The organism is Streptomyces sp. P9-A4, from assembly GCF_036634195.1.
GTDB lineage: Bacteria > Actinomycetota > Actinomycetes > Streptomycetales > Streptomycetaceae > Streptomyces.
In genome coordinates this window covers 5,566,667-5,592,670 of the sequence record NZ_JAZIFY010000001.1, presented here as the reverse complement: position 1 = coordinate 5,592,670, position 26,004 = coordinate 5,566,667, and the positions used below count along the sequence as shown (strand labels likewise).

The window sequence follows — 26,004 nt, the reverse complement described above, 5'->3', positions numbered from 1 at the left end:
GGCCGGTGATCACACGAAGCGCCACGGAGGCGAACGCGCCCCCTGCCACTCCCCCGTTCACTCCGAGCGCCTCCCTGATCGGGTGATTGTTTGGCGTCCACCGGACAGACTTCCCCGGGGGAGGCCCGAGGGGGGAAAACACGGTGGGGCGGGCACGCGCGCGTGCCCGCCCCACCGTGGACGTACGAGCTCAGCCGAAGACGGCGAGACTCTTGGCCTTGCCCCGATGCGCTTCGACGAGCGCCAGCAGCGTGCCTTCCGGCCCGTAGACCGCGACCGCGCCCGCCGGGTACTCCGGCATCTCCAGCCGGACCCCGTTGAGCAGCAGCTTGGCCCGCTTCTCGTCGACGTCCCACCGGGGGAACGCCGCCGCGGCCGCGTCGGCGACCGGCATGACCGTCAGATCCTCCTGGAGCTGGTCGAGCGTCTTCGCCGAGTCCAGCTTGTACGGGCCGACCCGGGTGCGGCGCAGCGCGGTCAGGTGTCCGCCCACGCCGAGTCCCGCGCCGAGGTCCCGGGCGAGCGCCCGGATGTACGTACCGGAGGAGCAGACGACGGAGACGACCAGGTCGACGACGGGGGTGCCGTCCTCGGCGGTGGCCTCGCGGACGTCGTACACCTGGAAGGAGGAGACGGTGACCGGGCGGGCCGGGATCTCGAACTCCTCGCCGCCGCGCACCCGCGCGTACGACCGCTTGCCGTCGATCTTGATCGCGGAGACCTTCGACGGCACCTGCATGATGGCGCCGGTCAGCTCGGCGACGCCCGCGTCGATGCCTTCGCGGGTGACCTTCGAAGCGTCGACCGACGCCGTGATCTCGCCCTCGGCGTCGTCGGTGATCGTCGTCTGGCCCAGCCGGATGGTGCCCAGGTACTCCTTCTCGGTCAGCGCGAGGTGACCGAGCAGCTTGGTCGCCCGCTCCACGCCGAGGACGAGGACGCCGGTGGCCATGGGGTCGAGCGTGCCCGCGTGGCCGACCCGGCGGGTCTTCGCGATCCCGCGCATCTTGGCCACGACGTCGTGCGAGGTGAATCCCGACGGCTTGTCGACGATGACCAGGCCGTCGGGAGTCTTTGCTGCGTTGCTCATTCGGCGGCTTCGTCCTCGCCCGGCTTCTTGTAGGGGTCGGCCTCGCCGGCGAAGTCGGCGCCCGAGGACGCCTCCCGCACCTGGGCGTCGGAGGCCCGCGCCCTGTCGAGGAGGTCCTCGATCGCCTTGGCGTTCTCCGGGAGGGCGTCGGCCACGAAGGCCAGGGTCGGGGTGAACTTGGTCCCGGCCGCGCGGCCCACGGCCGAACGGAGGATGCCCTTGGCGCTCTCCAGGCCGGCGGCGGCGCTCGCCCGCTCCTCGTCGTCGCCGTAGACCGTGTAGAAGACCGTGGCCTCCCGCAGGTCTCCGGTGACGCGGGTGTCCGTGATGGTCACGTGCGTGCCCAGGCGGGGGTCCTTGATGCCGCGCTGCAGCTTCTCTGCGACCACCTCCCGGATGAGGTCTGCCAGCTTCTTCGCCCGCGCGTTGTCGGCCACTGGTCCTTCTCCTTCTTTGCCTTGCTCAAATCAGTCTTCATCAGTGTGGAGCCTGCGGCGCACCGACAGCAGCTCCACCTCGGGACGGGCGGCGACGAGCCGCTCACAGCGGTCGAGCACGTCCGATACGAACCCCGGGTCCCCGGACACCAGCGCGACGCCCAGCAGGGCCCTGCGGTGGAGGTCCTGGTCGCCCACCTCGGCCGCGCTCACGGAGAACTTCCGCTGGAGCTCGGCGACGATCGGCTTGACGACGGAGCGTTTCTCCTTCAGCGAATGGACGTCGCCGAGGAGCAGATCGAAGGACAGTGTCCCCACATACATGTATGCCCGGATGTCCCGCCGGTTCGGGTTCGGTGCTCCCGCCGACCACTCGGCGGGGACACCCGAAACCGTACACGCAACGGCCGGGGCCGATCGACGGAATACTTTCCGCCGACCGGCCCCGGCTCACTGCTGCGATCGGACGCGATCAGGCGCGCGGCTTCTCGCGCATCTCGTACGTCGCGATGACGTCGTCGATCTTGATGTCGTTGAAGTTTCCGAGGTTGATACCGCCCTCGAAGCCTTCGCGGATCTCGGTGACGTCGTCCTTGAAGCGGCGCAGACCGTGGATCGTGAGGTCCTCGGCGATGACCTTGCCGTCGCGGACGAGGCGCGCCTTGGTGTTGCGCTTGACCTCGCCGGAGCGGATGAGGACACCGGCGATGTTGCCCAGCTTGGACGAGCGGAAGACCTCGCGGATCTCCGCCGTACCGAGCTCGACCTCTTCGTACTCCGGCTTGAGGAGGCCCTTGAGAGCCGCCTCGATCTCCTCGATGGCCTGGTAGATCACCGAGTAGTACCGGACGTCGACGCCTTCGCGCTCCGCCATCTGCGCCGCGCGGCCCGCAGCGCGGACGTTGTAGCCGATGACGATGGCGTCGGAGCCCATGGCCAGGTCGATGTCCGACTCGGTGACCGCACCCACACCACGGTGCAGGACGCGGATGTCGACCTCTTCGCCGACGTCGAGCTGGAGCAGCGAGGACTCGAGGGCCTCGACCGCACCGGACGCGTCGCCCTTGATGATGAGGTTGAGTTCCTGGACGAGACCGGCCTTGAGCACCTTGTCGAGGTCCTCGAGGGACACCCGGCGGACGCGCTTGGCGAAGGCGGCGTTGCGCTCACGCGCAGCGCGCTTCTCGGCGATCTGGCGGGCCGTACGGTCCTCGTCGACCACCAGGAGGTTGTCGCCGGCACCCGGGACGTTGGTGAGACCGAGCACCAGGACGGGAGTCGACGGGGTCGCCTCCTCGACGTTGTTGCCCTTGTCGTCGAGCATCGCCCGGACGCGGCCGTACGCGTCGCCGACCACCACGGTGTCGCCGATGCGCAGCGTTCCGCGCTGGACCAGGACGGTCGAGACGGCACCGCGACCGCGGTCGAGGTGGGACTCGATCGCAATACCCTGCGCGTCCTGGTCCGGGTTGGCCCGGAGGTCGAGCGAGGCGTCCGCGGTGAGGACCACGGCCTCCAGCAGGGAGTCGATGTGCAGACCCTGCTTGGCGGAGATGTCGACGAACATCGTGTCGCCGCCGTACTCCTCGGCCACCAGACCGAACTCGGTCAGCTGACCGCGGACCTTGGTCGGGTCCGCACCCTCGACGTCGATCTTGTTGACCGCGACGACGATCGGGACGCCGGCGGCCTTGGCGTGGTTGAGCGCCTCGATCGTCTGCGGCATGACGCCGTCGTTGGCCGCGACCACGAGGATCGCGATGTCGGTCGACTTCGCACCACGGGCACGCATGGCGGTGAACGCCTCGTGACCCGGGGTGTCGATGAAGGTGATGCGACGCTCTTCGCCGTTGACCTCGGTACCCACCTGGTAGGCACCGATGTGCTGGGTGATGCCACCGGCCTCGCCCGCGACGACGTTCGTCTTGCGGATCGCGTCGAGCAGTCGGGTCTTACCGTGGTCGACGTGACCCATGACGGTGACGACCGGCGGACGGGAGACCAGAGCCTCTTCGCCGCCCTCGTCCTCGCCGAACTCGATGTCGAAGGACTCGAGGAGCTCGCGGTCCTCTTCCTCCGGCGAGACGATCTGAACGGTGTAGTTCATCTCCTCGCCGAGCATCGTCAGCGTGTCGTCGGAGACGGACTGCGTCGCCGTGACCATCTCACCGAGGTTCATCATCACCGCGACGAGCGACGCCGGGTTGGCGCCGATCTTCTCGGCGAAGTCGGTGAGGGAGGCACCGCGCGACAGTCGGATGACCTCGCCGCCACCGCGGGGAAGCATCACGCCGCCCACGGACGGGGCCTGCATGGCCTCGTACTCCTGGCGCCTCTGACGCTTCGACTTGCGACCACGACGCGCGGGACCGCCGGGACGGCCGAAGGCGCCCTGCGTGCCACCACGTCCACCCGGACCGCCGGGACGGCCACCGAAGCCACCGGGACGACCGCCGAAGCCGCCGCCACCGCCGCCGGGACCACCCGGACGACCGCCGCCGCCACCGGGACCACCGGGACGACCGGCGAAGCCGCCGCCGCCACCGCCGGGACCGGCCGGACGACCGGCGAAGCCGGGACGACCGCCGCCGCCACCGCCGGGACCACCCGGACGGCCGCCGGGGCCACCGGGACCACGGCCGCCAGGACCGGGACGCGGGCCGGCAGCGGGACGCTGCGGCATCATGCCCGGGTTCGGACGGTTACCGCCGGGCGCGCCGCCCGGACGGGGAGCCTGCGGGCGAGGCATCCCACCGGGGGTGGGACGAGCGCCGCCCTGACCCTGCGGGCGCGGGGCGCCGCCGGGGCCGCCCTGCGGACGCGGGGCACCGGGAACGGCACCGGGGGCGCCGCCGGGACGGGGGGCGCCGCCACCCGGACGGGGCGTCTGCGGACGCGCCATGCCGGTGGAGCCACCCGAGGTGAAGGGGTTGTTGCCCGGACGGGGACCGGCCGGACGGGCACCGCCCGGACGGGGGGCCTGCTGGCCGCCGGGGCGCGGGGCGCCCTGACCCTGCGGGCGGGGGGCCTGCTGGCCCGGACGCGCGGGACGCTCGCCGGTGGGGCGGGCACCCTGGGCGGAGCCACCGGGACGCTGACCGGCGGCGGGAGCCGACGGGGGCGCGGTGAACTCCGGGGCGGCCGGAGCCGGCGTGACCGGCTTGGGCGCGGGCTTCGGGCCCGGGCGGGGGCCCGAGGCGGCCGGAGCCTGGGAGGGGGTGCTGCTCGCGGGCGCGGCGGCCGGAGTGACCGGAGCCGGCGCCGCAGGCGCGGCGGGGGCCGGCTTGGGGGCCGGGGCGCCGGGCTTCGGGGCAGCGGGACGAGCCGCGGCGGCCGGAGACGGCGCCGCGGGGGAGGGCGCCGCCTTGCGGGGCGCGCCGGGCTTGGCAGCGGTCTTGCCGGCGTTGCCGCCGGGACCCTGCAAAGCGTCAGTCAACTTGCGCACGACCGGCGCCTCGATCGTCGAGGACGCCGAACGGACGAATTCACCGAGTTCTTGGAGCTTGGCCATGACGACCTTGCTCTCCACACCGAACTCCTTGGCGAGTTCGTATACCCGGACCTTAGCCACTTTGCTCCTTTGTGAGGTCCGGTTACCGCCGGACCGTCGCTACTTCATGGGCGTACTCATCGCGTACTCATCGAGTGCTCATCGCAATCTCGACCTACTTCCAACTCGCGAGGTACCTGACCGCACGGTGTTCCGTGCCGTACTTCTTCACTGCGGTGCCGGCCGTTCGACGTGGTGACGGAGTTCCGCGGTGTCGAGCGGGCCCTGGACCCTGAAGGCCCTCGGCATTGCTCGGCGGCGGACCGCCAGGTCGAGACAAGCCTCGGCGGGGTGCAGGTACGCACCCCGGCCGGGCAGCGTACCGCGATGATCAGGAACGCACTCGTCCTTGTCCATCACGATCCGCAGCAGATCGCTCTTGGCCGCTCGCTCCCGGCATCCCACACAGGTTCGCTCAGGGCACGCGCGGGCATGCGTCCGGCCAGACACGATTAAGTCTACCTCCCCGTACCGACCTCACCTGTTTGGGGCAAGAATCGAACAGTTGTTGGCCAAAAAACGGCTCAGTCCTGCGGACCGTCCTGCTCCGTGTCCGGCCGGATGTCGATCCGCCAGCCGGTGAGGCGGGCGGCCAGGCGGGCGTTCTGGCCCTCCTTGCCGATCGCCAGCGACAGCTGGTAGTCCGGCACCGTCACCCGCGCGGAGCGGGCCGCCATGTCGACGACCTCGACCCTGGAGACACGGGCCGGGGAGAGCGCGTTCGCCACCATCTCGGCCGGGTCGTCCGACCAGTCGACGATGTCGATCTTCTCGCCGAGCAGCTCCGCCATCACGTTGCGGACGCGGCTGCCCATCGGGCCGATGCAGGCGCCCTTGGGGTTCAGACCGGACCGGGTGGAGCGGACCGCGATCTTGGTGCGGTGACCGGCCTCACGGGCGATCGCCGTGATCTCGACCGAACCGTCCGCGATCTCCGGGACCTCCAGCGCGAAGAGCTTCTTCACCAGGTTGGGGTGGGTCCGCGAAAGGGTGACGGACGGACCGCGCACACCCTTCGCCACCCGGACGACGTACGTCCGCAGCCGCAGACCGTGCGTGTAGTCCTCGCCCGGCACCTGCTCCTGCACCGGGAGGATGGCCTCCAGCTTGTCATCCAGCCGGACGAGGACGTTCTTCGGGTCCTTGCCCTGCTGCACCACACCGGCGACGACATCGCCCTCGCGGCGCGCGTACTCGCCGAACGTCACGTCGTTCTCGGCGTCCCGCAGCCTCTGCTGGATCACCTGGCGGGCGGTGCTCGCCGCGATCCGGCCGAAGTCCGACGGGGTGTCGTCGAAGTCCTTGGGCTCCTGGCCCTCCTCCAGATCGGAGGGGTCTTCCTTCGCCCACACCGTCACGTGACCGGTCAGCCGGTCCAGCTCCACGCGCGCGTGGCGGCGGGCGTCGGGGGTGCGGTGGTAGGCGATGAGGAGGGCCGACTCGATCGCCTCGACCAGCAGGTCGAAGGAGATCTCCTTCTCATGCGCCAAGCCCTTGAGCAGCTTCACGTCGATGTCCACGGCTACGCCTCCTCTTCCTTCTTGTCCTTGCGGTTGAACTCGATCTCGACACGCGCCTTGACGACGTCGGAGAACTCGACCCGGCGGGCGGTCGGCTTGCGCCCCTTCACGCCCGGCACTTCGAGGTCGAGGCCGTCCTCGTCCACGGCCAGGATGCGCGCGACCAGTTCGTCGCCCTCGGTGAGCTGGAGCTTGACCAGCCGGCCGGTGGCCCGCACGTAGTGGCGGTGCTGGGTCAGGGGGCGGTCGGCGCCGGGCGAGCTGACTTCGAGGACGTACTCGCCCGCGCCCATCGCGTCGGTCTCGTCGAGCTTCTCGGAGATCGCGCGGCTCAGCTCGGCACAGAGGTCCAGCTCCACGCCCTCGTCGGAGTCGACGACGATCCTCAGCAGTCCGCGACGGCCGGCCCGGGACACCTCGATCTCTTCCAGATCCAGGTCCTTCGCGTGGACGAGCGGCTCCACGAGTCCGCGCAGCCTGTCGCTCTGGGTGGTGCTCATCCGGGTGACTCCTCGGCCGCGTGTGCTGTTGTGGTTCGTCGCGTGTTCGTCGCGTGTCAGACCAAAGGGTATCCGGTCCCGGAGGGTGTTGCCGTCCACCGCCTCGGGGCCCACGGGTACGCTCGCCTGCGGTGATCCCGACGATCTTCGACGACGTACCACGGCCGAGGGAGAGAGCGTGACGACGACGGACAGGCGGGCACTCCTGACGGCCGGGCTCTCGGCCGCCGCGGCGGCGGCCCTGGCGGGCTGCGCCTCGGACGATCCCGGCCCCCGGAAGCCGACCGCCGCCGAGATCGAGGCCGAACGGGTGGCCCGCGCCGAGGCGGCGCTCCGGCTGCGCGCGGTGACCGCCTCCCGGACCCTGCTGAATCGTTACGACGCCGCGCTCGCCGCCCATCCCGCCCTCGCGCCACGGCTGACCTCGCTGCGCCGCTCGGCCGCCGCGCACGCCAAGGCCCTCGGCGAGGGCGGTACGACGGTCGCTCCGGCGACCGCCCCGGCCTCCCCCGCGACCGGCCCGGCCTCCCCGAAGCCCACGGCGTCGACCGCTCTCCCGCCCGTGGCGACCGACCCCCGGGCCGCGCTCCGGGACCTCGCGAGGGCCGCCCGCGAGGCCTCCGCCGTCCACACCGCCGCGCTGCCCACCGCACCTCCCGAGTACGCCCGGCTGCTGGCCTCCGTGGCCGCCGCGGGCGCCGCGCAGGGCTATCTGCTGACCGAAGGAGCACGGGCATGAGCGCCCTCGACGCCACCCAGGCCGCACTGGCCGCCGAGCACGCGGCGGTGTACGGGTACGGGGTCGTCGGCGGCCGGATCGGCCCCGAGCGGCGCGCCGAGGCCACCGCCGCGTACGAGGCGCACCGGGCCCGCCGGGACGCCCTGCACCGGGCCGTGCGGGACCTGGGCGGCACTCCGGTGGCAGCGGAGGCCGCGTACGAGCTGCCCTTCCCGGTGGCGGACCCGGCCGGAGCCGTACGGCTCGCCGCCGTCCTGGAGGACCGGGTGGCCGGGGTGTACTCCGATCTCGTCCGCGCCTCCCCGGGCCCGAAGCGGGGTGAGGCCGCCGCCGCGCTCACCGAGGCGGCGGTACGGGCCGTCCGCTGGCGCGGCAGCGACGTAACCTTTCCTGGGCTGGCCGAGCGGGTCTGAGCCCCGCCCCGACCGAAGGAACAACGTACGCATGGGTTTCGAACCGCCGCAGCGACTGGTGAGGACGCTCGGTGAGACGTACGGGGACGCCGTCGCGGCCGAGTGGCTCGGGAAGCTGCCCGAGCTGGCCGACCAGGTGCTCGACCGGGCCTCGCTGGACGCCGAACGGGTGATGGCCCCCGGCGGCCGGAGCAGCCTGGTCGTGCTCGTCCGGCGGCCCGACGGCTCCCCCGCCGCGCTCAAGATCGCGCCCCCGTTCGCCCGGCCCGACCGGGAGCGGGACGCGCTGGCGCACTGGAACGGCTGGGGCGCGGTCCAGCTCCTCGACGGGGCCGGGGAGGGCGCGCTCGTCCTCGAACGGCTCCATCCCGAGGTGTCGCTGCGCTCCCTGCCGGAGGCGAAGGCCCTCCTGGAGGCGGCGGGGACCGTGCGCAAGCTGTGGGTCGAGCCCCTGGCGGAGCACGGCTTCGAGACGGTGGCCGAGCGGACCGCCCGGCAGGCCTCCGCCATGGACCACTACCGGGCCGACGCCACGGCCGGTGAGCTGGCGGCCGCCGCGCTCGCGGCCCGCGAGGAGCTGGTGGCGGCCGACGCGGAGACGCTGCTGCTGCACGGGAACTTCCGGCAGGGCAAGGTCCTCGCCGGGGACCGGGCGCCCTGGCTGGCGGTCGGCCCCGAGCCGCTGGTCGGCGAGCGGGCGTACGACCTCGCCCGGCTGGTACGGGACCGGGTCGAGGACCTGGTCGCGGCCTCCTCGGGCGCCTCGGCGGCCCGGCGGCGGGTCAACAGACTGGCCGACTCGCTGGACGTGGACCGGGAGCGGCTGCGCGGCTGGACGCTGTTCCGCGCGGTCGAGTCGGGCACGCGGGCGCTGACGGCGGGCCGCCGGCAGGATGCCGAGCTGCTTCTGGAGTTCGCGGGCTGGCTGTAGGGGAATACCCTTTTTATATCGTTTGGCTCGATTGGGGGCCGTGATGATCCAAGAGCTGCTGTTGGTGGCGCTCGGCGCGTGTGCGGCGATCGCGGTGTACGCGGGCGCGGCAGCGCGGGTGGTGAAGCAGTACGAGCGCGGAGTGGTCTTCCGCTTCGGCCGGCTCCGCGACGACGTCAGGTCCCCCGGGTTCACCATGATCCTTCCCGTGGTGGACCGGATCCACAAGGTGAACATGCAGATCGTCACGATGCCCGTCCCCGCCCAGGAGGGGATCACCCGGGACAACGTGACGGTCCGGGTCGACGCGGTCGTCTACTTCAAGGTCGTCGACGCGGCGGAGGCGCTCGTCCGGGTCGAGGACTACAAGTTCGCGGTCTCCCAGATGTCGCAGACCTCGCTGCGGTCGATCATCGGCAAGAGCGACCTCGACGACCTGCTGTCCAACCGGGAGAAGCTCAACCAGGGCCTGGAACTGATGCTGGACTCCCCCGCCATCGGCTGGGGCGTGCAGATCGACCGGGTCGAGATCAAGGACGTGTCCCTGCCGGAGACGATGAAGCGCTCGATGGCCCGGCAGGCGGAGGCGGACCGTGAGCGGCGGGCGCGGGTCATCAACGCGGACGCCGAGCTCCAGGCCTCGAAGAAGCTCGCGGAGGCCGCGGCGGTGATGTCCGACCAGCCGGCGGCGCTCCAGCTCCGGCTGCTGCAGACGGTGGTGGCGGTGGCGGCGGAGAAGAACTCGACGCTGGTGCTGCCGTTCCCGGTGGAGCTGCTGAGGTTCCTGGAGCGGTCCACGGTGGGGCCTGCGGCGGTCATGGCGCCGGCCCCGCAGACACCGCAGACACCGCCCGTGCCGGTGGCGCCGCCGGTCGGCGAGGCGTACCTGAAGGGTGCGGCGCACGCGGCGGAGGGGGTGGAACCGGTGGAGGACCTGACGGGGGCGTCGGTGGAGCCGGGACCGCCGGAGGAGGGCGCCTGAGGCCCACGACAGAAGGGGCGGGGGCCTCGGGCCCCCGCCCCTTCCTCATGCCTCCGGCCGTCAGGCGGTCAGACGCGCGATGGCCTCGTCGACCGTCAGCTCCTCGCGCTCGCCCGTGCGGCGGTCCTTCAGCTCCACGACGCCCTCGCCGGAGCGGCGGCCCGCGACCAGGATCTTCGGGACGCCCATCAGCTCCGCGTCGGTGAACTTGACGCCCGGGGAGACGCCCGCGCGGTCGTCGACCAGGACACGGAGCCCGGCCGCGGACAGCTTGTCGGAGACCTCGAGGGCCAGCTCGGTCTGGAGGGCCTTGCCGGCGGCGACGACGTGCACGTCGGCGGGGGCGACCTCGGCGGACCAGCACAGGCCCTTCTCGTCGGCCGTCTGCTCGGCGAGGGCGGCGACGGCGCGGGAGACGCCGATGCCGTACGAGCCCATGGTCACGCGGACCGGCTTGCCGTTCTGGCCGAGGACGTCGAGCTTGAGGGCGTCGGCGTACTTGCGGCCCAGCTGGAAGATGTGGCCGATCTCGATCGCGCGGTCCAGCTTCAGACCGGTGCCGCACTTGGGGCAGGGGTCGCCCTCCTGCACCACGACGACGTCGACGTACTCGTCGACCTCGAAGTCACGGCCCGCGACGACGTTCTTCGCGTGCGTGCCCTCCTTGTTGGCGCCCGTGATCCAGGAGGTGCCGGGGGCCACGCGGGGGTCGGCGATGTACTTCACCTTCTCCAGGCCCTGCGGGCCGACGTAGCCGCGCACCAGGTCCGCGCGCCCGGCGAAGTCGGCCTCGGTGACCATCTCGACGGTGGCCGGGGCGAAGTGCTCCTCGACCTTGCCCAGGTCGACCTCGCGGTCGCCGGGCACGCCCACGGCGACGATCTCGCCGTCGACCTTGACCAGCAGGTTCTTGAGGGTGTCCGAAGCGGCCACACCGAGCGAGGCCGCGAGGGTCTCGATGGTGGGGGTGTCGGGGGTGGGGATCTCCTCGGCGGCGGGCACGGCGGAGCCGTCGACCGGCTGCAGCTCGTAGGAGATCGCCTCGGTGTTGGCCGCGAAGTCGCAGTTCGGGCAGTCGGCGAAGGTGTCCTCGCCGGCCTCGGCCGGGGCGAGGAACTCCTCGGACTTGGAGCCGCCCATGGCGCCGGCGGTGGCGGCGACGATGCGGTAGTCGAGGCCGAGGCGCTCGAAGACCCGCTGGTAGGCCTGGCGGTGCAGGGCGTACGACTTGGCCAGGCCCTCGTCCTCCGTGTCGAAGGAGTACGAGTCCTTCATCAGGAACTCACGGCCGCGCAGGATGCCGGCGCGGGGGCGGGCCTCGTCGCGGAACTTGGTCTGGATCTGGTACAGGATGACCGGCAGGTCCTTGTAGGACGAGCACTGGTCCTTGACCAGGAGGGTGAAGATCTCCTCGTGCGTGGGACCGAGGAGGTAGTCGCCGCCCTTGCGGTCCTGGAGGCGGAACAGCTCGGCGCCGTACTCGTCCCAGCGGCCCGTGGCCTCGTAGGGCTCGCGGGGCAGCAGCGCGGGCAGGGAGACCTCCTGGGCGCCGATGGCGTCCATCTCCTCACGGACGATGCGCTCGACGTTGGCGAGGACCTTCTTGCCGAGGGGCAGCCAGCTCCAGATGCCGGCGGCGGTGCGGCGGACGTAGCCGGCGCGGACGAGGAGCTTGTGACTGAGGACCTCGGCGTCCGCCGGGTCGTCGCGCAGCGTCTTCGCCATCAACTGGGACATGCGCTGGACCGGTGCGTTGGCCATGGTTCTCGTACTCCTGCCGGGTAAGGATGATGCCCCGAGATTAGCCGGGCCGCCCCGCCTCGGAGAAATCAGTTCCGGCGCCTGAGCGGCAGCGGAGCGCCCATCACGGCGTACGGGCGGGCGGCGCTCGGGAAGTGCACCTGGCGGGCGAGGTCGGTGTAGCCGAGGGATCGGTAGAGGCCGCGGGCCGGGCTGTCGGTGTCGATCGCGGAGAGGATCGAGCGCGGCTCGGCGGCACCGTCGGTGATGGTGGTGATCAGCTCGCGGCCCACCCCGCGCCCCTGGTGGGCCGGGTGGACGTGGAGTTCGGTGATGACGAAGGAGTCGTCGAGCCAGTCGGCGGTGCCGGTGACGCGGAGGTACCCCTCGACGACGGTGGACCACCAGTGGGTGCGGTCGTTGGGCATCCCGTAGACGAAGCCGACGAGGGCCCCGTCGGGGGTGGTGGCCCCGTAGGCGCGGGCGCCGGGGCTCAGCAGGTGACGCAGCACGATGTGGCGGCGTACGGCGATCTCGTCCTGGTCCAGGCCGAAGGCGAGCGCCTGCACGGCGAGGGCCTCGTCCACCCGGGCGGCGAGATTGACCGGCCCGATCATGACCTCTGCGGCATCCATGCGGCGCACCCTACAAGCGGCCGGGGCCTCAGAACAGCACGCTCATGAAGGCACCGGTCTCGCGGAAGCCGACACGGCGGTACGCGGCCCGCGCGGGGGTGTTGTAGTCGTTCACGTACAGGCTGACCACGGGGGCGACGTCGGCCAGGGCGTACTGGAGGACGGCGGCCATGCCCGACTCGGACAGGCCCCTGCCGCGGTGCTCGGGGGCCACCCAGACGCCCTGGATCTGGCAGGCCTGGCGGGTCGCCGCGCCGATCTCGGCCTTGAAGACGACCCTGCCGTCCTCGACGCGGGCGAAGGAGCGGCCCGAGCCGACGAGTTCGGCGACCCTGGCCTGGTAGAGCAGGCCACCGTCGTTGGCGAGCGGGGAGATGCCGACCTCCTCGGTGAACATGGCCACGCAGGCGGGCATGATCACGTCCATCTCGTCCTTGCGGACCCGGCGGACCAGCGGGTCGGGGGCGACGGTGACGGAGGGCTCCTCCGCGACCATCAGCGGCTGGCGGGCGCGGACGTCGCGGGCGGGTCCCCAGCTGGGTTCGAGGAGCCGCCACAGCTCGGCGGTGGGCTCGACGGGGCCGACGATCGAGGAGCAGCGGCGGCCGATCCTGCGGGCCCGGTCGGCGAAGGCGCGGACGGCCTCGGGGGTGGCGCAGAGGGGTACGAGGTTGGCGCCCGCGTAGCAGAGGGAACGCAGCCGGCCCTCGCTGTACCAGCCCCACATCTCGCCGCCGAGGCGCCAGGGGTCGAGTCCGGCGATCTGGACGCGGGCGGTGACGAAGGCGTTCTCGACGGGGGCGCTCTCCAGGACGGCGAGTGCGGCGCCGAGGTCGGCGGGTTCGAGGACCCGGGTGGCGGGTTGTGTCAACACGAGGGGGCCTCACCGTGCGGTTCTGCTGGTCTCCGCACTTTACCCTTCCCGCCTGTGGCGGGGCCCTTCCCGCCTGTGGCGGGGCCCTCCACGCGGACGAAGCCCCTCCGCCCGGTGGGGCGGGAGGGGCTTCGGCGTGCGGGGCGGGCGGTCAGCCGGCGACGGCGACGGACGGTTCGCCGCTGGCGACGCCGTCCTTCTCCATCTGCTCGGCGATCTTCAGCGCCTCTTCGATCAGGGTCTCGACGATCTTCGACTCGGGAACGGTCTTGATGACCTCGCCCTTGACGAAGATCTGGCCCTTGCCGTTGCCGGAGGCGACGCCGAGGTCGGCCTCGCGGGCCTCGCCGGGGCCGTTCACGACGCAGCCCATGACGGCCACGCGCAGCGGGACGGTCATGCCGTCGAGGCCGGCGGTGACCTCCTCCGCGAGCTTGTAGACGTCGACCTGGGCGCGGCCGCAGGACGGGCAGGAGACGATCTCCAGGCGGCGCTGGCGCAGGTTCAGCGACTCCAGGATCTGGATGCCGACCTTGATCTCCTCGGCCGGAGGGGCGGAGAGCGAGACGCGGATGGTGTCGCCGATGCCCTGGGAGAGCAGCGCGCCGAAGGCGACGGCGGACTTGATGGTGCCCTGGAAGGCGGGGCCCGCCTCGGTGACGCCGAGGTGCAGCGGGTAGTCGCTCTGGGCGGCGAGCTGGCGGTACGCCTCGACCATGACGACCGGGTCGTTGTGCTTGACCGAGATCTTGATGTCGCGGAAGCCGTGCTCCTCGAAGAGGGAGGCCTCCCAGAGGGCGGACTCGACGAGCGCCTCGGGGGTGGCCTTGCCGTACTTCTTCAGCAGACGGGCGTCGAGCGAACCGGCGTTGACGCCGATGCGGATCGGGGTGCCGGCGTCGGAGGCCGCCTTGGCGATCTCCTTGACCTTGTCGTCGAACTGCTTGATGTTGCCCGGGTTGACGCGGACGGCCGCGCAGCCCGCGTCGATCGCCGCGAACACGTACTTCGGCTGGAAGTGGATGTCGGCGATGACCGGGATCTGTGACTTCCGGGCGATCGTCGCCAGGGCGTCGGCGTCGTCCTGGGTCGGGCAGGCCACGCGCACGATCTGGCAGCCGGAGGCGGTCAGCTCGGCGATCTGCTGGAGGGTGGCGCCGATGTCGGAGGTGCGGGTGGTGGTCATCGACTGCACGGAGACGGGAGCGTCACCGCCGACGGCCACGCTGCCGACCTGGATCTGGCGGCTCTTGCGCCGCTCGGCGAGCCGGGTCGGGACGGTCGGGATACCGAGCGAAATCGCGGTCATCTTCTGTGCAACCTCAAGGTTGTGCGTCGGCGGGCTCAGGTCTCCGAGGTTACCGCCCCGGGGGCGGGGGGCCGGACACCACCGGGTGCGGCCCCCCTGCGGGCTACGTGATCCTCACCGGGTTGACGAGGTCCGCGGCGAGGACGAGCAGCGTGAAGCAGACGAACACGCCGGCCACCACGTACGCGGCGGGCATCAGCTTCGCCACGTCGAAGGGACCGGGGTCGGGGCGCTTGAAGAGCCGGGCCGTGTGGCGGCGCACGGACTCCCACAGGGCGCCCGCGATGTGGCCGCCGTCGAGCGGCAGCAGCGGGAGCATGTTGAACAGGAACAGCGACACGTTGAAGTACACGAGCAGGTTCATGAACATCACGAGGATCGTCGTCGGCGGGGCCTCGATGTTCATGAGTTCGCCGGTGATCCGGGCGGCGCCGACGACGCCGACGGGCGAGTCGTCGGCGCGCTCGCCGTTGCCGAAGGTGGCGTCCCACAGGCCGGGGATCTTGCCCGGGAGGGCGATGACCGAGTGGACGCCGTTCTGCATCAGCTCGCCCATGCGGTCGGTGGTCTCACCGAAGGTGAGGGGCGCGACCTCGGTCTTGGAGGCGAAGCCGAGGTATCCGGCGTCGATGTACGTCACCGGCTGGACGACCCGGCCGTCCGCGTCCTTCTTCGGGACCTTGTTCGACACCAGGGTGGGGTGCAGGTCGACGCGCTGACCGGCCCGCTCGACGGTGACCGTCGCGGGGCCGACGGTGTCGCGGATGCGGTCCGAGAGGGTGTCCCAGTCCGCGACCGGCGTCCCGTTGAACGCGACGATCTTGTCGCCGTCCTTCAGGCCGGCCCGGAACGCCGGCGAGACGGGGTCGCCCGCCTGGCACTTCTCGCGCTTCTCGCTCTGCTTGATGACGCACTTCTGGACGCCGGCGACCTGGGTCGTCTGGCCCTCGATGCCCAGCGTCATCATCGAGCCGAAGAACAGCGCCGCCGCCAGGACCAGGTTCATGAACGGTCCGGCGAACATGACGATCACGCGCTTCCACGGCTTGCGCGTGTAGAAGAGGCGGCTCTCGTCGCCCTCCTGGAGCTCCTCGTACGAGGCCTCCCTGGCGTCCTCGATCATCGAGCGCCAGGGCGAGGTGGAGCGGGCCTCGATCTTGCCGTCCTCGCCGGGCGGGAACATGCCGATCATGCGGATGTAGCCGCCGGCCGGGATGGCCTTGATGCCGTACTCGGTGTCGCCGCGCTTCTTCGACCAGATGGTGGGGCCGAAGCCGACCATGTACTGCGGCACACGGATGCCGAAGAGCTTGGCCGTGGAGAGGTGGCCCAGCTCGTGCCAGGCGATGGAGATCAGCAGGCCCAGCGCGAACAGCACGATGCCCAGGCCGTACAGGAGCATTTCGGTCATGCGCGGGCCTCCGCTGTTGCCTTCGCTGCGAGCTCTCGGGCCCGGGCGCGCGCCCAGGTCTCCGCTTCGAGGACGTCCGGGACGGTGAGAGAGGTTCCCGCCGCGGGGACACCGTGCTCCGCGACGACCGCCGTGACCGTGTCCATGATCCCGTTGAACGGCAGCCGTCCGGCGAGGAAGGCCTCGACGCACTCCTCGTTCGCCGCGTTGAAGACGGCGGGGGCGGTACCGCCCAGCTCGCCGACGTGCCGGGCCAGCCCGACCGACGGGAACGCCTCGGTGTCCAGGGGGAAGAACTCCCAGGTGGAGGCCTTGGTCCAGTCGAAGGCGGGGGCCGCGTCCGGGACCCGCTCGGGCCAGCCGATGCCGATGGCGATCGGGCCGCCCATGTCCGGCGGGGTGGCCTGGGCGAGCGTGGAGCCGTCCGTGAACTCGACCATCGAGTGGACGTAGGACTGCGGGTGGACGACGACCTCGATGCGGTCGAAGGGGATGTCGTAGAGCAGGTGGGCCTCGATGACCTCAAGGCCCTTGTTCACCAGGGTCGCGCTGTTCACCGTGATGACCGGGCCCATCGCCCAGGTCGGGTGGGCGAGCGCGTCCTCGCGGGTGACATGGGCCAGCTCCGCCCGCGTACGGCCGCGGAAGGGGCCGCCGGAGGCGGTGACGACCAGCTTGCGGACGTCGGCGCGGGTGCCGGCGGCGAGCGCCTGGAAGAGGGCCGCGTGCTCGGAGTCGACCGGGATGATCTGGCCGGGCTTGGCGAGCGCCTTCACCAGGGGGCCGCCGACGATCAGCGACTCCTTGTTGGCGAGGGCGAGGGTGCGGCCGGCTTCGAGGGCGGCGAGGGTCGGCGCGAGGCCGATGGAGCCGGTGATGCCGTTGAGGACGGTGTGGCACGGGGACGCGGCCAACCGGGTCGCCGCGTCCGGCCCCGCGAGCAGCTCGGGCAGGGGCTCGGAGCCGTACAGCGCCTTCAGCGCGTCCCGCAGCTCCGGCAGCACCTCCTCGCGGGCCACGGCGACCGTGGCGACCTTCAGCCGGTGCGCCTGCTCGGCGAGCAGCGCGACCCGGCCGCCCGAGGCGGCCAGGGCGGTGACCCGGAAGCGGTCGGGGTTGCGCAGCACCAGGTCGATGGCCTGGGTGCCGATGGACCCCGTCGAGCCGAGGACGACGATGTCCCGGCGTCCTTCGGAGACATCGAAGGCGATGTGGGGGTCGGCGAGAGGAGAGGGGCGGTCGCTCATGCCCCCCATTCTTGCCTCAAACACTGTGCGCTCTTCACTGGGTCCGGACGAACGTGTCGAAGACACGGTGGAAATCGGGGAACGTCTTCTTCACACAGCCGGGATCGTCGAAGGTGATGCCCGGGGTGCGCAGCGCCGTGACCGCGAAGGACATGACGATCCGGTGGTCGCCGTGGGTGGCGATCCCGACGGGTCCCGTCGGGGTGCCGGGGTGGATCTCGATCGAGTCGGGGCCGGTGTGGACGGTGATTCCCAGGCGGCGGAGGTTCTCCGCGCAGGCGTCGAGCCGGTCGCACTCCTTGACCCGGGTGTTGGCGACGTCCTCGATGCGGACGGGACCGTCGGCGAAGGGCGCGAGCGCGGCGAGGGTCGGCATCGTGTCGGAGATGTCCCGCATGTTGACGGTGAGTCCGCGCAGGGTGCCGGTGGAGCGGACGGTCGTCGCGGTCTCGGTGACCTCCACGTCGGCGCCCATGCGGCGCAGCACGTCGACGAAGGCCAGGTCGCCCTGGAGGGCGCCGGTGCCGAGGCCGGGGACGGTGACCGAGCGGCCCGCCGGTCCGAGGGCGGCGGCGGCGAAGAAGTAGCTCGCGGTGGAGGCGTCGGGCTCGATCCCGTACGTCCTGGCCCGGTAACCGGTGGGGGCCACCCGGTAGGTGCGTCCCTCCCTGCGCACGTCCGCGCCGAAGCTCCGCATCATGGCGAGGGTGATCTCGACGTACGGCTCCGAGACGAGGTCCGTGACGGTGATGTCGAGGCCTTCGGCGGTGAGCGGGCCCAGCATCAGAAGGGCCGTCAGGTACTGGGAGGACTGCCCGGCGTCGAGGGTGAGCGCGCCGCCCTTCACGCCGTGGGCATGGACGTCGAGGGGGTGGTGCCCCTCCTCGCCGCCGTGGCGCAGGTCGACGCCGAGGGCGCGCAGGGCGGTGGTGAGCGGGCCCAGGGGCCGCCGTCGCATCTGCGCCGAGGCGTCGAAGCGGTAGGTGCCGTGGCCGGCGGCGACGAGGGCCGGCAGGAACCGCGCGGTGGTGGCGCCGTCACGGCAGTACACGTCGGCGTCGGGGGCCCCCGGCCCTGCGGGGCGGCCCTCGATGTGCCAGGCCTCGGGCGTGCGGCGGACGCTGTAGCCGAGGGCGGTCAAGCCCTCGGCGAAGCCCTCGGTGTCGTCGGAGACGAGGGGCCGCAGAAGGGTGGTGGTGCCCTCGGCCGCGGCGGCGAGGAAGAGCGCGCGGGCGGTGACGGACTTGGAGCCGGGGATGTCGATGACGGTCACGGGCCCATTGTGTCGCCGCGTCCCGGCGGGCGGACGGGCGTTCCGTCACGTGGACGGGCGTCCGGGCGGGGGTCCCCCCGCGGCCTGACGAAAAGGCGGCCCGAGCCCCCGCACAGTGGGCTCGGACCGCCTGCTCCGGTGGGGCGTACGCCTTACAGGGCGAGGCCCGTCAGGACGAGCACGCGCTCGTAGGTGTAGTCGTCCATCGCGTACTTGACGCCCTCGCGGCCGACGCCGGAGCGCTTGGCGCCGCCGTACGGCATCTGGTCGGCGCGGTACGAGGGGACGTCGCCGACGATCACGCCGCCGACCTCCAGGACGCGGTGGGCGCGGAAGGCCGCCTGCAGGTCGTGGGTGAAGACACCGGCCTGGAGACCGAAGTCGGAGTCGTTGACCGCGGCGAAGGCCTCGGCCTCGCCGTCCACCTTCGCGATGGTCAGGACCGGGCCGAAGACCTCGGCGCGGGCCAGGGTGACGTCCGCCGGGAGGTCGGTGAGGACGGTCGGGGCGTAGGTCGCGCCCTCGCGCTTGCCACCGGAGAGGAGCTTGGCGCCGGCCGCGACGGCCTCGTCCACCCAGGACTCGACGCGCTTCGCGGCGGCCTCGTCGACCAGCGGGCCGACATCGGTGGCGGCGTCGGACGGGTCACCGGTGACCTGCGTCTCGACGGCGGCGACGATCTTCGGCACCAGGCGGTCGTAGACCGAGGCGTCCGCGATCACGCGCTGCACGGAGATGCAGGACTGGCCGCCCTGGTAGTTGGAGAAGGTGGCGATACGGCTCGCCGCCCAGTCCAGGTCCTCCTCGGAGGACCAGTCGGGGAGGACGACGGCGGCGGCGTTGCCGCCCAGCTCCAGGGTGCAGTGCTTGTGCGGCACCGACTGCTGGATGGCGTAGCCGACCTTGTCGGAGCCGGTGAAGGAGATGACCGGGAGGCGCTCGTCCTGGACCAGGGCGGGCATCCGGTCGTTCGGCACGGTCAGGATCGACCAGGAGCCGGCCGGCAGGTCGGTCTCGGCCAGGATCTCGCCCAGGATCAGGGAGGAGATCGGCGTCGACGGAGCCGGCTTGAGGATGATCGGGGCGCCGACGGCGATGGCCGGGGCGACCTTGTGGGCGCTGAGGTTCAGCGGGAAGTTGAACGGCGCGATGCCGAGCACGACGCCCGTCGGGATACGGCGGGTGAGGGCGAGGCGGCCCGCGCCGCCGGCCTCGGTGTCCAGGCGCTGGGCCTCGCCGGCGTTCCAGCGGCGGGCCTCCTCGGCGGCGAAACGGAAGACGGAGACGGCGCGGCCGACCTCGCCGCGGGCCCACTTGATGGGCTTGCCGTTCTCGGCGGAGATCAGCAGGGCGATCTCCTCGGTGCGCTCGGCGAGCCGCTTCGACACATGGTCGAGGGCGGCGGCGCGGACGTGCGCCGGGGTCGCGGCGAACTCGTCGACGACGGCGTGCGCGGCGGCGACGGCCTCCTCGACCTGGGCCTCGGTGGGCACGCTGACCTTGCCGACCAGACGTCCGTCGTACGAGTTGGTGACGTCGAAGGTGGCGTCGCCGGTGGCCTCGCGGCCGGCGAGCCAGAAGGCGTGGGTGGTCGTCATTGCGTCCCGGCCCTTTCCGTTTCGGGGAGCGAGCGATTGCTCTCGTGACACGTTAGGGCCGGGGCGGCGGGGGTGGGCTTGTCCGGTGTGGAGTGATGGGTCCGGACCGCTGGCCGAATTGGCCGAAGCGGGGGCGGGCCCCGTACGGGGAAGCGGCGGACGCGTTCTCCCGGAGCCGCACCCTGCGCCACCGGCCCTGCCCGCCGCCCACGGTCCCGCGCCCCGCCGTCAGCCGCGTCGTTCCGTCGAGACGATCAGGACGACCCCGCCGACGACGATCGCGCCGCCGAGGACGATGGGCCAGGTCAGGGCCTCGTTCAGAACGAGCGCGCCGAGCGCGACCGCCACGACGGGGTTCACGTACGCGTAGGTGGCGACGAGCGAGAGCGGAGCCGCCTGGAGCAGCCAGGCGTACGCGGTGAACGCGATCAGCGAGCCGAAGACGATCAGATAGCCGAGGGCGACCCAGGAGCGGCCCGAGACCGCCGTCAGGTCCAGCCCGTGCTGCTCGCCCCTGACGAGACCGACGGCCAGACCGCCGAGACCGCCCGCGACCATCTCGTACGCACTGGCCGTGAACGGGTTGGCGGGCATCGGCAGGCGCGCGGAGGAGAAGGAGCCGAAGGACCAGAGGAACGTCGCCACGACGACGAGCAGGACACCGCCCACCTTCACCTCGCCGCTGAGCCCCGGCAGCGTCAGCACCGCGAGCCCCGCGAGTCCCAGGAGCACGCCCGCGAGCCCGCCCGCGCTCGGCCGCTGCCCGGTGGTGGCCTTCAGGACCACGACCCAGGCCGGGACGACGGAGATGAGCAGGGCGGCCAGGCCGGAGGGGATGGAGGTCTCGGCGAGGACGACGAGCCCGTTGCCGCCGAGGATGAGGAGCAGGCCGACGAGGGCGGCCGAGGCGAGCTGCCGGCGGGTGACCTTGAGGGCGGCGGGGCCCTGGCGCCAGGCGATGATCCCGGCGAGCAGCAGGCCGGCGGTGACGAAGCGGGTGCCGGCGGAGAGGAACGGCGGCATCGTCTCGACGGCGATCCGGATGCCGAGGTACGTCGAGCCCCAGACGACGTAGACGATGCCGAGCGCGGCCCAGACGGCACCGGTGATCCGGCGGGCGGGGGCGGCGGCGGGCTTCTCGGTGGTGGGCCGGGGGGCGGTGGGGGCCGTTTCGGGCGCGCCGGGGGCCGGATCGACGGCGGGGCTTGTCATGGACAGGAGAGTAAGGAGTCCGGGGCCGGATGACCAAGGGATCTGCCCGCGTCCGGGCAGGCCGGGGTGAGTGGACGGCCTCGGGAGGCCCTTTCGCCGGGGTGGCAGGATGATCGGACCCGTCACGGGGAAGACCGGCCGTGCGGGGGAGGAAGACCGACCGGAGGGGGAGACGCATGATCCCGATCGCCTTGGCCATCGTCCTGGTGCTCGTCGTCGGAGGCTGCGCGTGCGTGGTGTGGGCCGCCAGGGGCGGCCCGCGCTGGGTCCGCGGGGTGGCCGCGGTGACGCTGGCGGCGGGGCGGCTGGTGCGCAGCGGCAACCGTCGGCGGAGCGTGGGCGGCGGCGGGGATGACGGCGGCGGCGGCGGGGACGGCTGAGAGCGGGCGGTGACCGGAGGCCGGGCGGCACCGGAGGGGTCGGGTCGCCGACCCGCCCTCCGTAGCGCGTCCCGCTACCGCGTCCCCTCCCCCGTCGTCTTCAGCGCCAGCCACAGTTCCATCCGTACGTCCGGGTCGTCCAGCGAGCGGCCGAGGATCTCCTCCACCCGCCGCATCCGGTAGCGCAGGGTGTGCCGGTGGACGCCCAGGTCCGCCGCCGCCGCGTCCCACTGGCCGTGCCGGGAGAGCCAGGCGCGCAGCGAGGCGACCAGGTCGCCCCGGCCGGTCGCGTCGTGGTCGCGGAGCGCGCGGAGCATCCCGTCGGCGAAGGCGCGGACGGCGTCGTCGGCGAGCAGCGGGAGGACCGAGCCGGACGCCAGGTCCTCGTGCTCGACGAGCGCGCGGCCCCGCCGCCGGGCCACCGAGAGGGCCTGTTCGGCCTGCTTGTACGCGGCTGCCGCCAGGGCGGGACCGGCCGGCGCCGACAGGCCGACGACGATGCCGGCCTCCTCGGCCTCCCGCTCCGCGTACCCCTCGCAGGCGGCGACGACCGCGCCCGCGTCCCCGGCGAGGACCACGAGCCGCCGTTCGCTCTCCGGCACGGTGAGCAGGGCCTCGCCCGCGCGGGCGGCGGCGGTCTCCAGGGTCTCGGCGAGCAGCGCGAGGGGCGGTTCCCCGGTGGTCTCGGCCCCGGCCGTCTCCGCGACGAGCAGCCGGAAGGGCGCGTCGAGCAGCCCGCCGTACACGTCCCCGGCCACCGCGCGGGCGTGGTCCGGCTGGCCCGCGAGCAGCATCCGCAGGACGGCCGCGCCGAGCCGCTGCTCGGCGGCCTGGAGCGAACGGGAGCGTTCCGTCGTCAGGGTGAGCAGGGCGATCGCCGAATGGACGGCGTACCGCTCGGCCGTGCCGAGGGGCGCGCCCGTGCCGACCGCGAGGGCGCCCCGTACCCGCCGTCCGGTCCCGAGCGACTGGAGTTCGACGCGGTCGTCCGTACCGCCGACCACGGCGCTCGCGGGCGCCGGGCGGTCGCGGAGCCGCTCCACGTCGGGGGTGAGCCGGGCGGCCCTGCGCGCGGCCCAGTCGGGCGAGGCGGCGACGACCGTGCCGGAGGTGTCGTAGAGGGCGGCCCAGCCGTCGACATGGGCGGCGAGCCGGGCGACGACGGCCTCCGGGCCCTCCGCGAGCGCGGCCCGGGTCAGCTCGCGCTGTGCCTCGAAACCGGCCGTGACGGCCCGGTACTGGTCGGCGGAGATGGCCGCCGACACGGCCTTGCTGATGGCGAGGAACGGCGTACGGCGCGGCACTTCGAGCAGCGGCAGGTGCTCCTCGCGGGCCGCGTCGAGCAGGGCCGGCGGGATCTCCTCGTAGTTGACGCCCACGGCGAAGCCGAGCCCGACGACCCCCGCGCCGAGCAGCCTCCGCACATAGCGGCGCATCGCCTCCAGGTCCTCCGCGTCGAGGGTGAGCGCGGTGGTGAGGAGGAGTTCGCCGCCCTCCATGTACGGGACGGGGTCCGTGAGCTCGCTGACGTGCGCCCAGCGGACGGGGGTGTCGAGGCGGTCCTCACCGGCACGGACGATGAGCTTGAGCGAGGAGTGCTGGACGAGCGAGGCGAGGGTGGGCGGCATTGGGGACCGTCGGACCTTTGAGCGAGGACCGCGCGCGGGCGAGCCGTGCGCGGCGGCGGGAGCACCGCTCAGCCGAGCGGCGCCCCCGATTGTGCCAGGGCGGCCGGGGGGCCGCTCAGCCGCGCGGGCCGGGCGGGCGTACGGCGCACCCAGGGCCGTACGTACCGGTCCGGGGCGTACGGCCGCGGTCCGGACGGGCCCGCCCGCTCAGCCGTTCAGCTCCACGAGCAGCGGTGGTGTGTGCTCGCCGCGCACATGGGTCAGGGAGAGGACGGCGTGCCCCGGCGGAACGCCGTGCGCCAGGTCGGAGGCCGACCAGCGCTGCCGCTCCACCTCTCGTACGGTGACGGCCTCGGTGGTCACGGCCTTGCCGGTCACCAGCTTCCGCAGGGCGTGCAGGGCCCGGGTCATCGGCTGGTCGGCGAAGACGGTGTGATGGGCGACCTCCGTCGTCTCCACCCGTTCGGTGCCCCAGGCCTCCGCGAAGGCCCGGCCGTCCCAGGTGGGGAGCCCGGCGAAGGCCATCCGGCAGCCGACGACGGCGAGCAACGGACCGTGCAGCGCCTCGGGCACCTCCGCGAGGGTACGGAGGGCCAGCACGACACCCGCGTTCTGCGGGCGCAGCCGCTGGAGGCCCCGTACGGTCCCGGCCGTCAGCGCGCCCGCCGCGTCGTCGAGCACCAGACAGACGAAGTGACCCCGGCCCGGCCGGTCCCGGGTGACGGACTGGAACTGGGCGAGCAGCAGCCGGTTGAGCAGCCGCCCGGCCTCCTCGTGGCCGCCGTCGGGAAGGCTGATCCGGACCCGCATGGGGTGCTGGGCGACGGCCCGCAGGGAGAAGGGCCGCACCTCGTGGCCGCCGCCGAAGAACTCCGCGAAGACCGGCCGGTCCAGGGCGGCGAGCCGGTCGGCGAGCAGCGGACCGACGTCGGTCGCGGTGCCGACCTGGCGGATACGGGAGTCCAGCTCGCGCCGCATGGCCGGGGCGCCGTCCTCGGGCAGCAGGTCGAGCAGCGCCCGGAGGGTCTCGGGCCGGGCTTCGAGCAGCTCGCGCAGGACCGGGACGGTCGGGAAGCGGCCGTACGCGCTCCGGTACGGGCCGATGAGCTGGGCGAGCACGGTGGCGGCGCGCCGGGTCTCCACGCCCTCCATGTCGCCGACGAGCCCCTCGGCGAGGAAGGCGGCGGCCTCGTCCGGGTCGGTGGCCCCGGCGTACAGGTCCAGGTCGTAGCGGGAGGACGGGTCCCCGAGCCGGACCACGACGTCGTACGCCTCGTCGGGTCCGAGCGGCGCCCCGGCGGAGCCGACGGCGACGACGGCGCAGGCGCCGGTGAGCGCCTGGAGCGTCAGGGATTCGACGACGGGGGCGACGAGGTGACGGGTCTTGCCCGCGCCGGAGGGGCCGACGGCGAGGAGGGAGCTGCCGAGGAGTCCGGGGTCGAGCGCGAGACCGGCGCCCCGGTAGGCGTCGGGGGTGCGCTCGGCGGGCGCGTACCGGCCGACGCGGACCTGGCCGAGGAGCAGGTCGTGGGTGGCCCGGCGGCCGGGCAGGTCGCGGGCGCCGGAGGGGTGGGCGCCGGCGGCGGCGCCCTCCTTGAGGAAGGTTCCGACGACGGCGGCCCGGCGGCCGGGGTCGCGGCTCGCGTCCCGCCAGGCGCGGTGGACGCGGGCGCAGTCGACGTCGTTCATCCGCCCGGTGACCAGTTCCCCCGCGAGCAGGTCGGCGGCGCGGTGCTCGCCGGCCTCGCGCAGCTCGGGCCACTGGGAGCGGGCGGCGCCCGGTGCGGTGACGGGGGCCGGAGCGGGGGCGGCGGAGCCGCGGCGGGCGCGGAGGAGGGCGGCCCATTCGCCGACGCGGGCGAAGGGCCGGACGACGAGGGCGGTGATGAGCGCGTACAGCGGATAGACGAGGAAGGGGGACTCCAGGACGTCGTAGCCGCCGCCGACGAGCGAGACGAGGGAGAGCGCCGGGGAGACGACGGGCAGCGGGTCCCAGCCGAGGCCGAAGGCCTCCGGCCAGACGAACGCCAGGGCGATCAGGGCCCCGCCGCCCGCGAGCGCGGCGCGGACGGGCGGCCGGAACCGGCCGAGGTAGTGGCGGACGATCGTGCCCCAGGAGCCGAGCGCGGCGATCGCGCAGACGAGCCCGACGAAGACGGCGCCGCCGAAGACGTCGTGGGCGGCCTGTCCGTGCCAGTCCCGGGCCGCGGTGGTGCCGTGGTACCACCAGTCGCCCGGGGTGAGGGTCTGGAGCACGGCCCACATGTAGGGGAGCGTGCCGCGCCGGTAGGCCGACCAGATGAGCAGGCCGACGGCGACCGGGATCAGCATCCCGACGACGGTGACGGGCGCGAGCCGCTTGGGCGCGGCGGGCGGCGGCGGTACGTGCCGGAACCGCCAGATCCCGGGACCGGCCTCGGGCCGGGGGGCGTCGAGCCAGTCGACGACGGCGGGCCGCGCCCCGGTCACCGGGTCGGACCGCGACGGGAGGACGGGGCCGGGCGGGCGGGGGGCGTGGGAGGGCGGTTGCGGGGC

At 73.0% G+C, this 26,004-nt stretch carries 23 protein-coding genes; 5 read left to right on the top strand and 18 right to left on the bottom strand.

Going from position 1 to position 26,004, the window contains the following annotated elements; genetic code table 11:
* Positions 1–190: 190 nt before the first annotated feature.
* The 7 genes from truB to rimP form a co-directional block, all read right to left on the bottom strand.
* On the bottom strand, positions 191–1,090 hold the full coding sequence (gene truB / locus V4Y03_RS25335; protein ID WP_317878318.1) for a tRNA pseudouridine(55) synthase TruB: 900 nt from the start codon (positions 1,088–1,090) through the stop codon (positions 191–193).
* A complete protein-coding gene (gene rbfA / locus V4Y03_RS25330; protein WP_332436374.1) occupies positions 1,087–1,527 on the bottom strand; it encodes a 30S ribosome-binding factor RbfA in 441 nt (146 codons plus the stop codon). The genes truB and rbfA overlap by 4 nt, the downstream gene beginning before the upstream one ends.
* Before the next feature lie 30 nt (positions 1,528–1,557).
* Entirely contained in the window at positions 1,558–1,851 is a 294-nt protein-coding gene (locus V4Y03_RS25325; RefSeq protein WP_317878316.1) for a DUF503 domain-containing protein, read from the bottom strand.
* A gap of 148 nt (positions 1,852–1,999) precedes the next feature.
* On the bottom strand, positions 2,000–5,098 hold the full coding sequence (gene infB, locus V4Y03_RS25320) for a translation initiation factor IF-2 (RefSeq protein WP_332436373.1): 3,099 nt from the start codon (positions 5,096–5,098) through the stop codon (positions 2,000–2,002).
* 147 nt (positions 5,099–5,245) lie between these two features.
* The gene (locus V4Y03_RS25315; protein WP_317878879.1) at positions 5,246–5,527 is read right to left on the bottom strand and encodes a YlxR family protein; all 282 of its coding nucleotides are present in this window, start codon (positions 5,525–5,527) and stop codon (positions 5,246–5,248) included.
* 74 nt (positions 5,528–5,601) lie between these two features.
* Positions 5,602–6,597: a transcription termination factor NusA gene (nusA, locus tag V4Y03_RS25310; protein WP_317878880.1), complete on the bottom strand. Its 996-nt coding sequence runs from the start codon at positions 6,595–6,597 to the stop codon at positions 5,602–5,604.
* A 2-nt stretch (positions 6,598–6,599) separates the two neighbouring features.
* The gene (gene rimP / locus V4Y03_RS25305; protein WP_332436372.1) at positions 6,600–7,097 is read right to left on the bottom strand and encodes a ribosome maturation factor RimP; all 498 of its coding nucleotides are present in this window, start codon (positions 7,095–7,097) and stop codon (positions 6,600–6,602) included.
* A gap of 178 nt (positions 7,098–7,275) precedes the next feature.
* Between rimP and V4Y03_RS25300 the strand changes: the two genes are divergently transcribed.
* From V4Y03_RS25300 to V4Y03_RS25285, 4 genes are read left to right on the top strand one after another with little or no spacing between them, the layout of a single operon-like run.
* Positions 7,276–7,836, top strand: a complete 561-nt coding sequence (locus V4Y03_RS25300; protein WP_332436371.1) for a hypothetical protein — start codon at positions 7,276–7,278, stop codon at positions 7,834–7,836.
* Entirely contained in the window at positions 7,833–8,249 is a 417-nt protein-coding gene (locus V4Y03_RS25295) for a ferritin-like domain-containing protein (RefSeq protein ID WP_332436370.1), read from the top strand. Before V4Y03_RS25300 ends, V4Y03_RS25295 begins: the two co-directional genes overlap by 4 nt.
* 31 nt (positions 8,250–8,280) lie before the next feature.
* Complete coding sequence (locus tag V4Y03_RS25290) at positions 8,281–9,180, top strand: aminoglycoside phosphotransferase family protein (RefSeq protein ID WP_332436369.1); 900 nt, start codon at positions 8,281–8,283, stop codon at positions 9,178–9,180.
* 43 nt (positions 9,181–9,223) lie between these two features.
* The gene (locus V4Y03_RS25285; protein ID WP_317876135.1) at positions 9,224–10,162 is read left to right on the top strand and encodes a slipin family protein; all 939 of its coding nucleotides are present in this window, start codon (positions 9,224–9,226) and stop codon (positions 10,160–10,162) included.
* Positions 10,163–10,222: 60 nt separating this feature from the next.
* Here the strand turns inward: V4Y03_RS25285 and V4Y03_RS25280 are convergent, their stop codons facing one another.
* From V4Y03_RS25280 to V4Y03_RS25240, 9 genes are all read right to left on the bottom strand, one after another.
* Positions 10,223–11,923: a proline--tRNA ligase gene (locus V4Y03_RS25280; RefSeq protein ID WP_317876127.1), complete on the bottom strand. Its 1,701-nt coding sequence runs from the start codon at positions 11,921–11,923 to the stop codon at positions 10,223–10,225.
* A gap of 68 nt (positions 11,924–11,991) precedes the next feature.
* On the bottom strand, positions 11,992–12,537 hold the full coding sequence (locus tag V4Y03_RS25275) for a GNAT family N-acetyltransferase (RefSeq protein ID WP_317876128.1): 546 nt from the start codon (positions 12,535–12,537) through the stop codon (positions 11,992–11,994).
* A gap of 28 nt (positions 12,538–12,565) precedes the next feature.
* Positions 12,566–13,411, bottom strand: coding sequence for a GNAT family N-acetyltransferase (locus V4Y03_RS25270; protein ID WP_317876129.1), 846 nt, complete (start codon positions 13,409–13,411; stop codon positions 12,566–12,568).
* A gap of 151 nt (positions 13,412–13,562) precedes the next feature.
* On the bottom strand, positions 13,563–14,720 hold the full coding sequence (ispG, locus tag V4Y03_RS25265; protein ID WP_056565882.1) for a flavodoxin-dependent (E)-4-hydroxy-3-methylbut-2-enyl-diphosphate synthase: 1,158 nt from the start codon (positions 14,718–14,720) through the stop codon (positions 13,563–13,565).
* A 103-nt stretch (positions 14,721–14,823) separates the two neighbouring features.
* Positions 14,824–16,131, bottom strand: coding sequence for a M50 family metallopeptidase (locus tag V4Y03_RS25260; RefSeq protein ID WP_317876130.1), 1,308 nt, complete (start codon positions 16,129–16,131; stop codon positions 14,824–14,826).
* A complete protein-coding gene (gene dxr, locus V4Y03_RS25255; protein ID WP_317876131.1) occupies positions 16,128–17,378 on the bottom strand; it encodes a 1-deoxy-D-xylulose-5-phosphate reductoisomerase in 1,251 nt (416 codons plus the stop codon). The genes V4Y03_RS25260 and dxr overlap by 4 nt, the downstream gene beginning before the upstream one ends.
* Before the next feature lie 34 nt (positions 17,379–17,412).
* A complete protein-coding gene (gene aroA / locus V4Y03_RS25250; protein ID WP_317876132.1) occupies positions 17,413–18,651 on the bottom strand; it encodes a 3-phosphoshikimate 1-carboxyvinyltransferase in 1,239 nt (412 codons plus the stop codon).
* Positions 18,652–18,803: 152 nt separating this feature from the next.
* Positions 18,804–20,249: an aldehyde dehydrogenase family protein gene (locus tag V4Y03_RS25245; RefSeq protein WP_332436368.1), complete on the bottom strand. Its 1,446-nt coding sequence runs from the start codon at positions 20,247–20,249 to the stop codon at positions 18,804–18,806.
* 228 nt (positions 20,250–20,477) lie between these two features.
* Positions 20,478–21,461, bottom strand: a complete 984-nt coding sequence (locus V4Y03_RS25240) for an EamA family transporter (protein ID WP_332436367.1) — start codon at positions 21,459–21,461, stop codon at positions 20,478–20,480.
* Between the two features lie 176 nt (positions 21,462–21,637).
* Here V4Y03_RS25240 and V4Y03_RS25235 point away from each other — a divergent pair, with 176 nt between their 5' ends.
* A complete protein-coding gene (locus tag V4Y03_RS25235) occupies positions 21,638–21,841 on the top strand; it encodes a hypothetical protein (protein ID WP_332436366.1) in 204 nt (67 codons plus the stop codon).
* Between the two features lie 74 nt (positions 21,842–21,915).
* Here V4Y03_RS25235 and V4Y03_RS25230 read toward each other — a convergent pair whose 3' ends face one another.
* Entirely contained in the window at positions 21,916–23,469 is a 1,554-nt protein-coding gene (locus V4Y03_RS25230; protein ID WP_332436365.1) for a PucR family transcriptional regulator, read from the bottom strand.
* A 207-nt stretch (positions 23,470–23,676) separates the two neighbouring features.
* On the bottom strand, positions 23,677–25,938 hold the full coding sequence (locus V4Y03_RS25225; protein ID WP_332436364.1) for an ATP/GTP-binding protein: 2,262 nt from the start codon (positions 25,936–25,938) through the stop codon (positions 23,677–23,679).
* Positions 25,939–26,004: the final 66 nt, after the last annotated feature.

Coding starts and splice junctions, on each gene's coding strand:
- truB (WP_317878318.1), bottom strand. CDS start 1,090: ATGAGCAACGCAGCAAAGACTCCCGACGGCCTGGTCATCGTCGACAAG.
- V4Y03_RS25325 (WP_317878316.1), bottom strand. CDS start 1,851: ATGTATGTGGGGACACTGTCCTTCGATCTGCTCCTCGGCGACGTCCAT.
- rimP (WP_332436372.1), bottom strand. CDS start 7,097: ATGAGCACCACCCAGAGCGACAGGCTGCGCGGACTCGTGGAGCCGCTC.
- V4Y03_RS25295 (WP_332436370.1), top strand. CDS start 7,833: ATGAGCGCCCTCGACGCCACCCAGGCCGCACTGGCCGCCGAGCACGCG.
- V4Y03_RS25290 (WP_332436369.1), top strand. CDS start 8,281: ATGGGTTTCGAACCGCCGCAGCGACTGGTGAGGACGCTCGGTGAGACG.
- V4Y03_RS25285 (WP_317876135.1), top strand. CDS start 9,224: ATGATCCAAGAGCTGCTGTTGGTGGCGCTCGGCGCGTGTGCGGCGATC.
- V4Y03_RS25280 (WP_317876127.1), bottom strand. CDS start 11,923: ATGGCCAACGCACCGGTCCAGCGCATGTCCCAGTTGATGGCGAAGACG.
- V4Y03_RS25275 (WP_317876128.1), bottom strand. CDS start 12,537: ATGGATGCCGCAGAGGTCATGATCGGGCCGGTCAATCTCGCCGCCCGG.
- ispG (WP_056565882.1), bottom strand. CDS start 14,720: ATGACCGCGATTTCGCTCGGTATCCCGACCGTCCCGACCCGGCTCGCC.
- V4Y03_RS25260 (WP_317876130.1), bottom strand. CDS start 16,131: ATGACCGAAATGCTCCTGTACGGCCTGGGCATCGTGCTGTTCGCGCTG.
- dxr (WP_317876131.1), bottom strand. CDS start 17,378: ATGAGCGACCGCCCCTCTCCTCTCGCCGACCCCCACATCGCCTTCGAT.
- V4Y03_RS25245 (WP_332436368.1), bottom strand. CDS start 20,249: ATGACGACCACCCACGCCTTCTGGCTCGCCGGCCGCGAGGCCACCGGC.
- V4Y03_RS25240 (WP_332436367.1), bottom strand. CDS start 21,461: ATGACAAGCCCCGCCGTCGATCCGGCCCCCGGCGCGCCCGAAACGGCC.
- V4Y03_RS25235 (WP_332436366.1), top strand. CDS start 21,638: ATGATCCCGATCGCCTTGGCCATCGTCCTGGTGCTCGTCGTCGGAGGC.
- V4Y03_RS25230 (WP_332436365.1), bottom strand. CDS start 23,469: ATGCCGCCCACCCTCGCCTCGCTCGTCCAGCACTCCTCGCTCAAGCTC.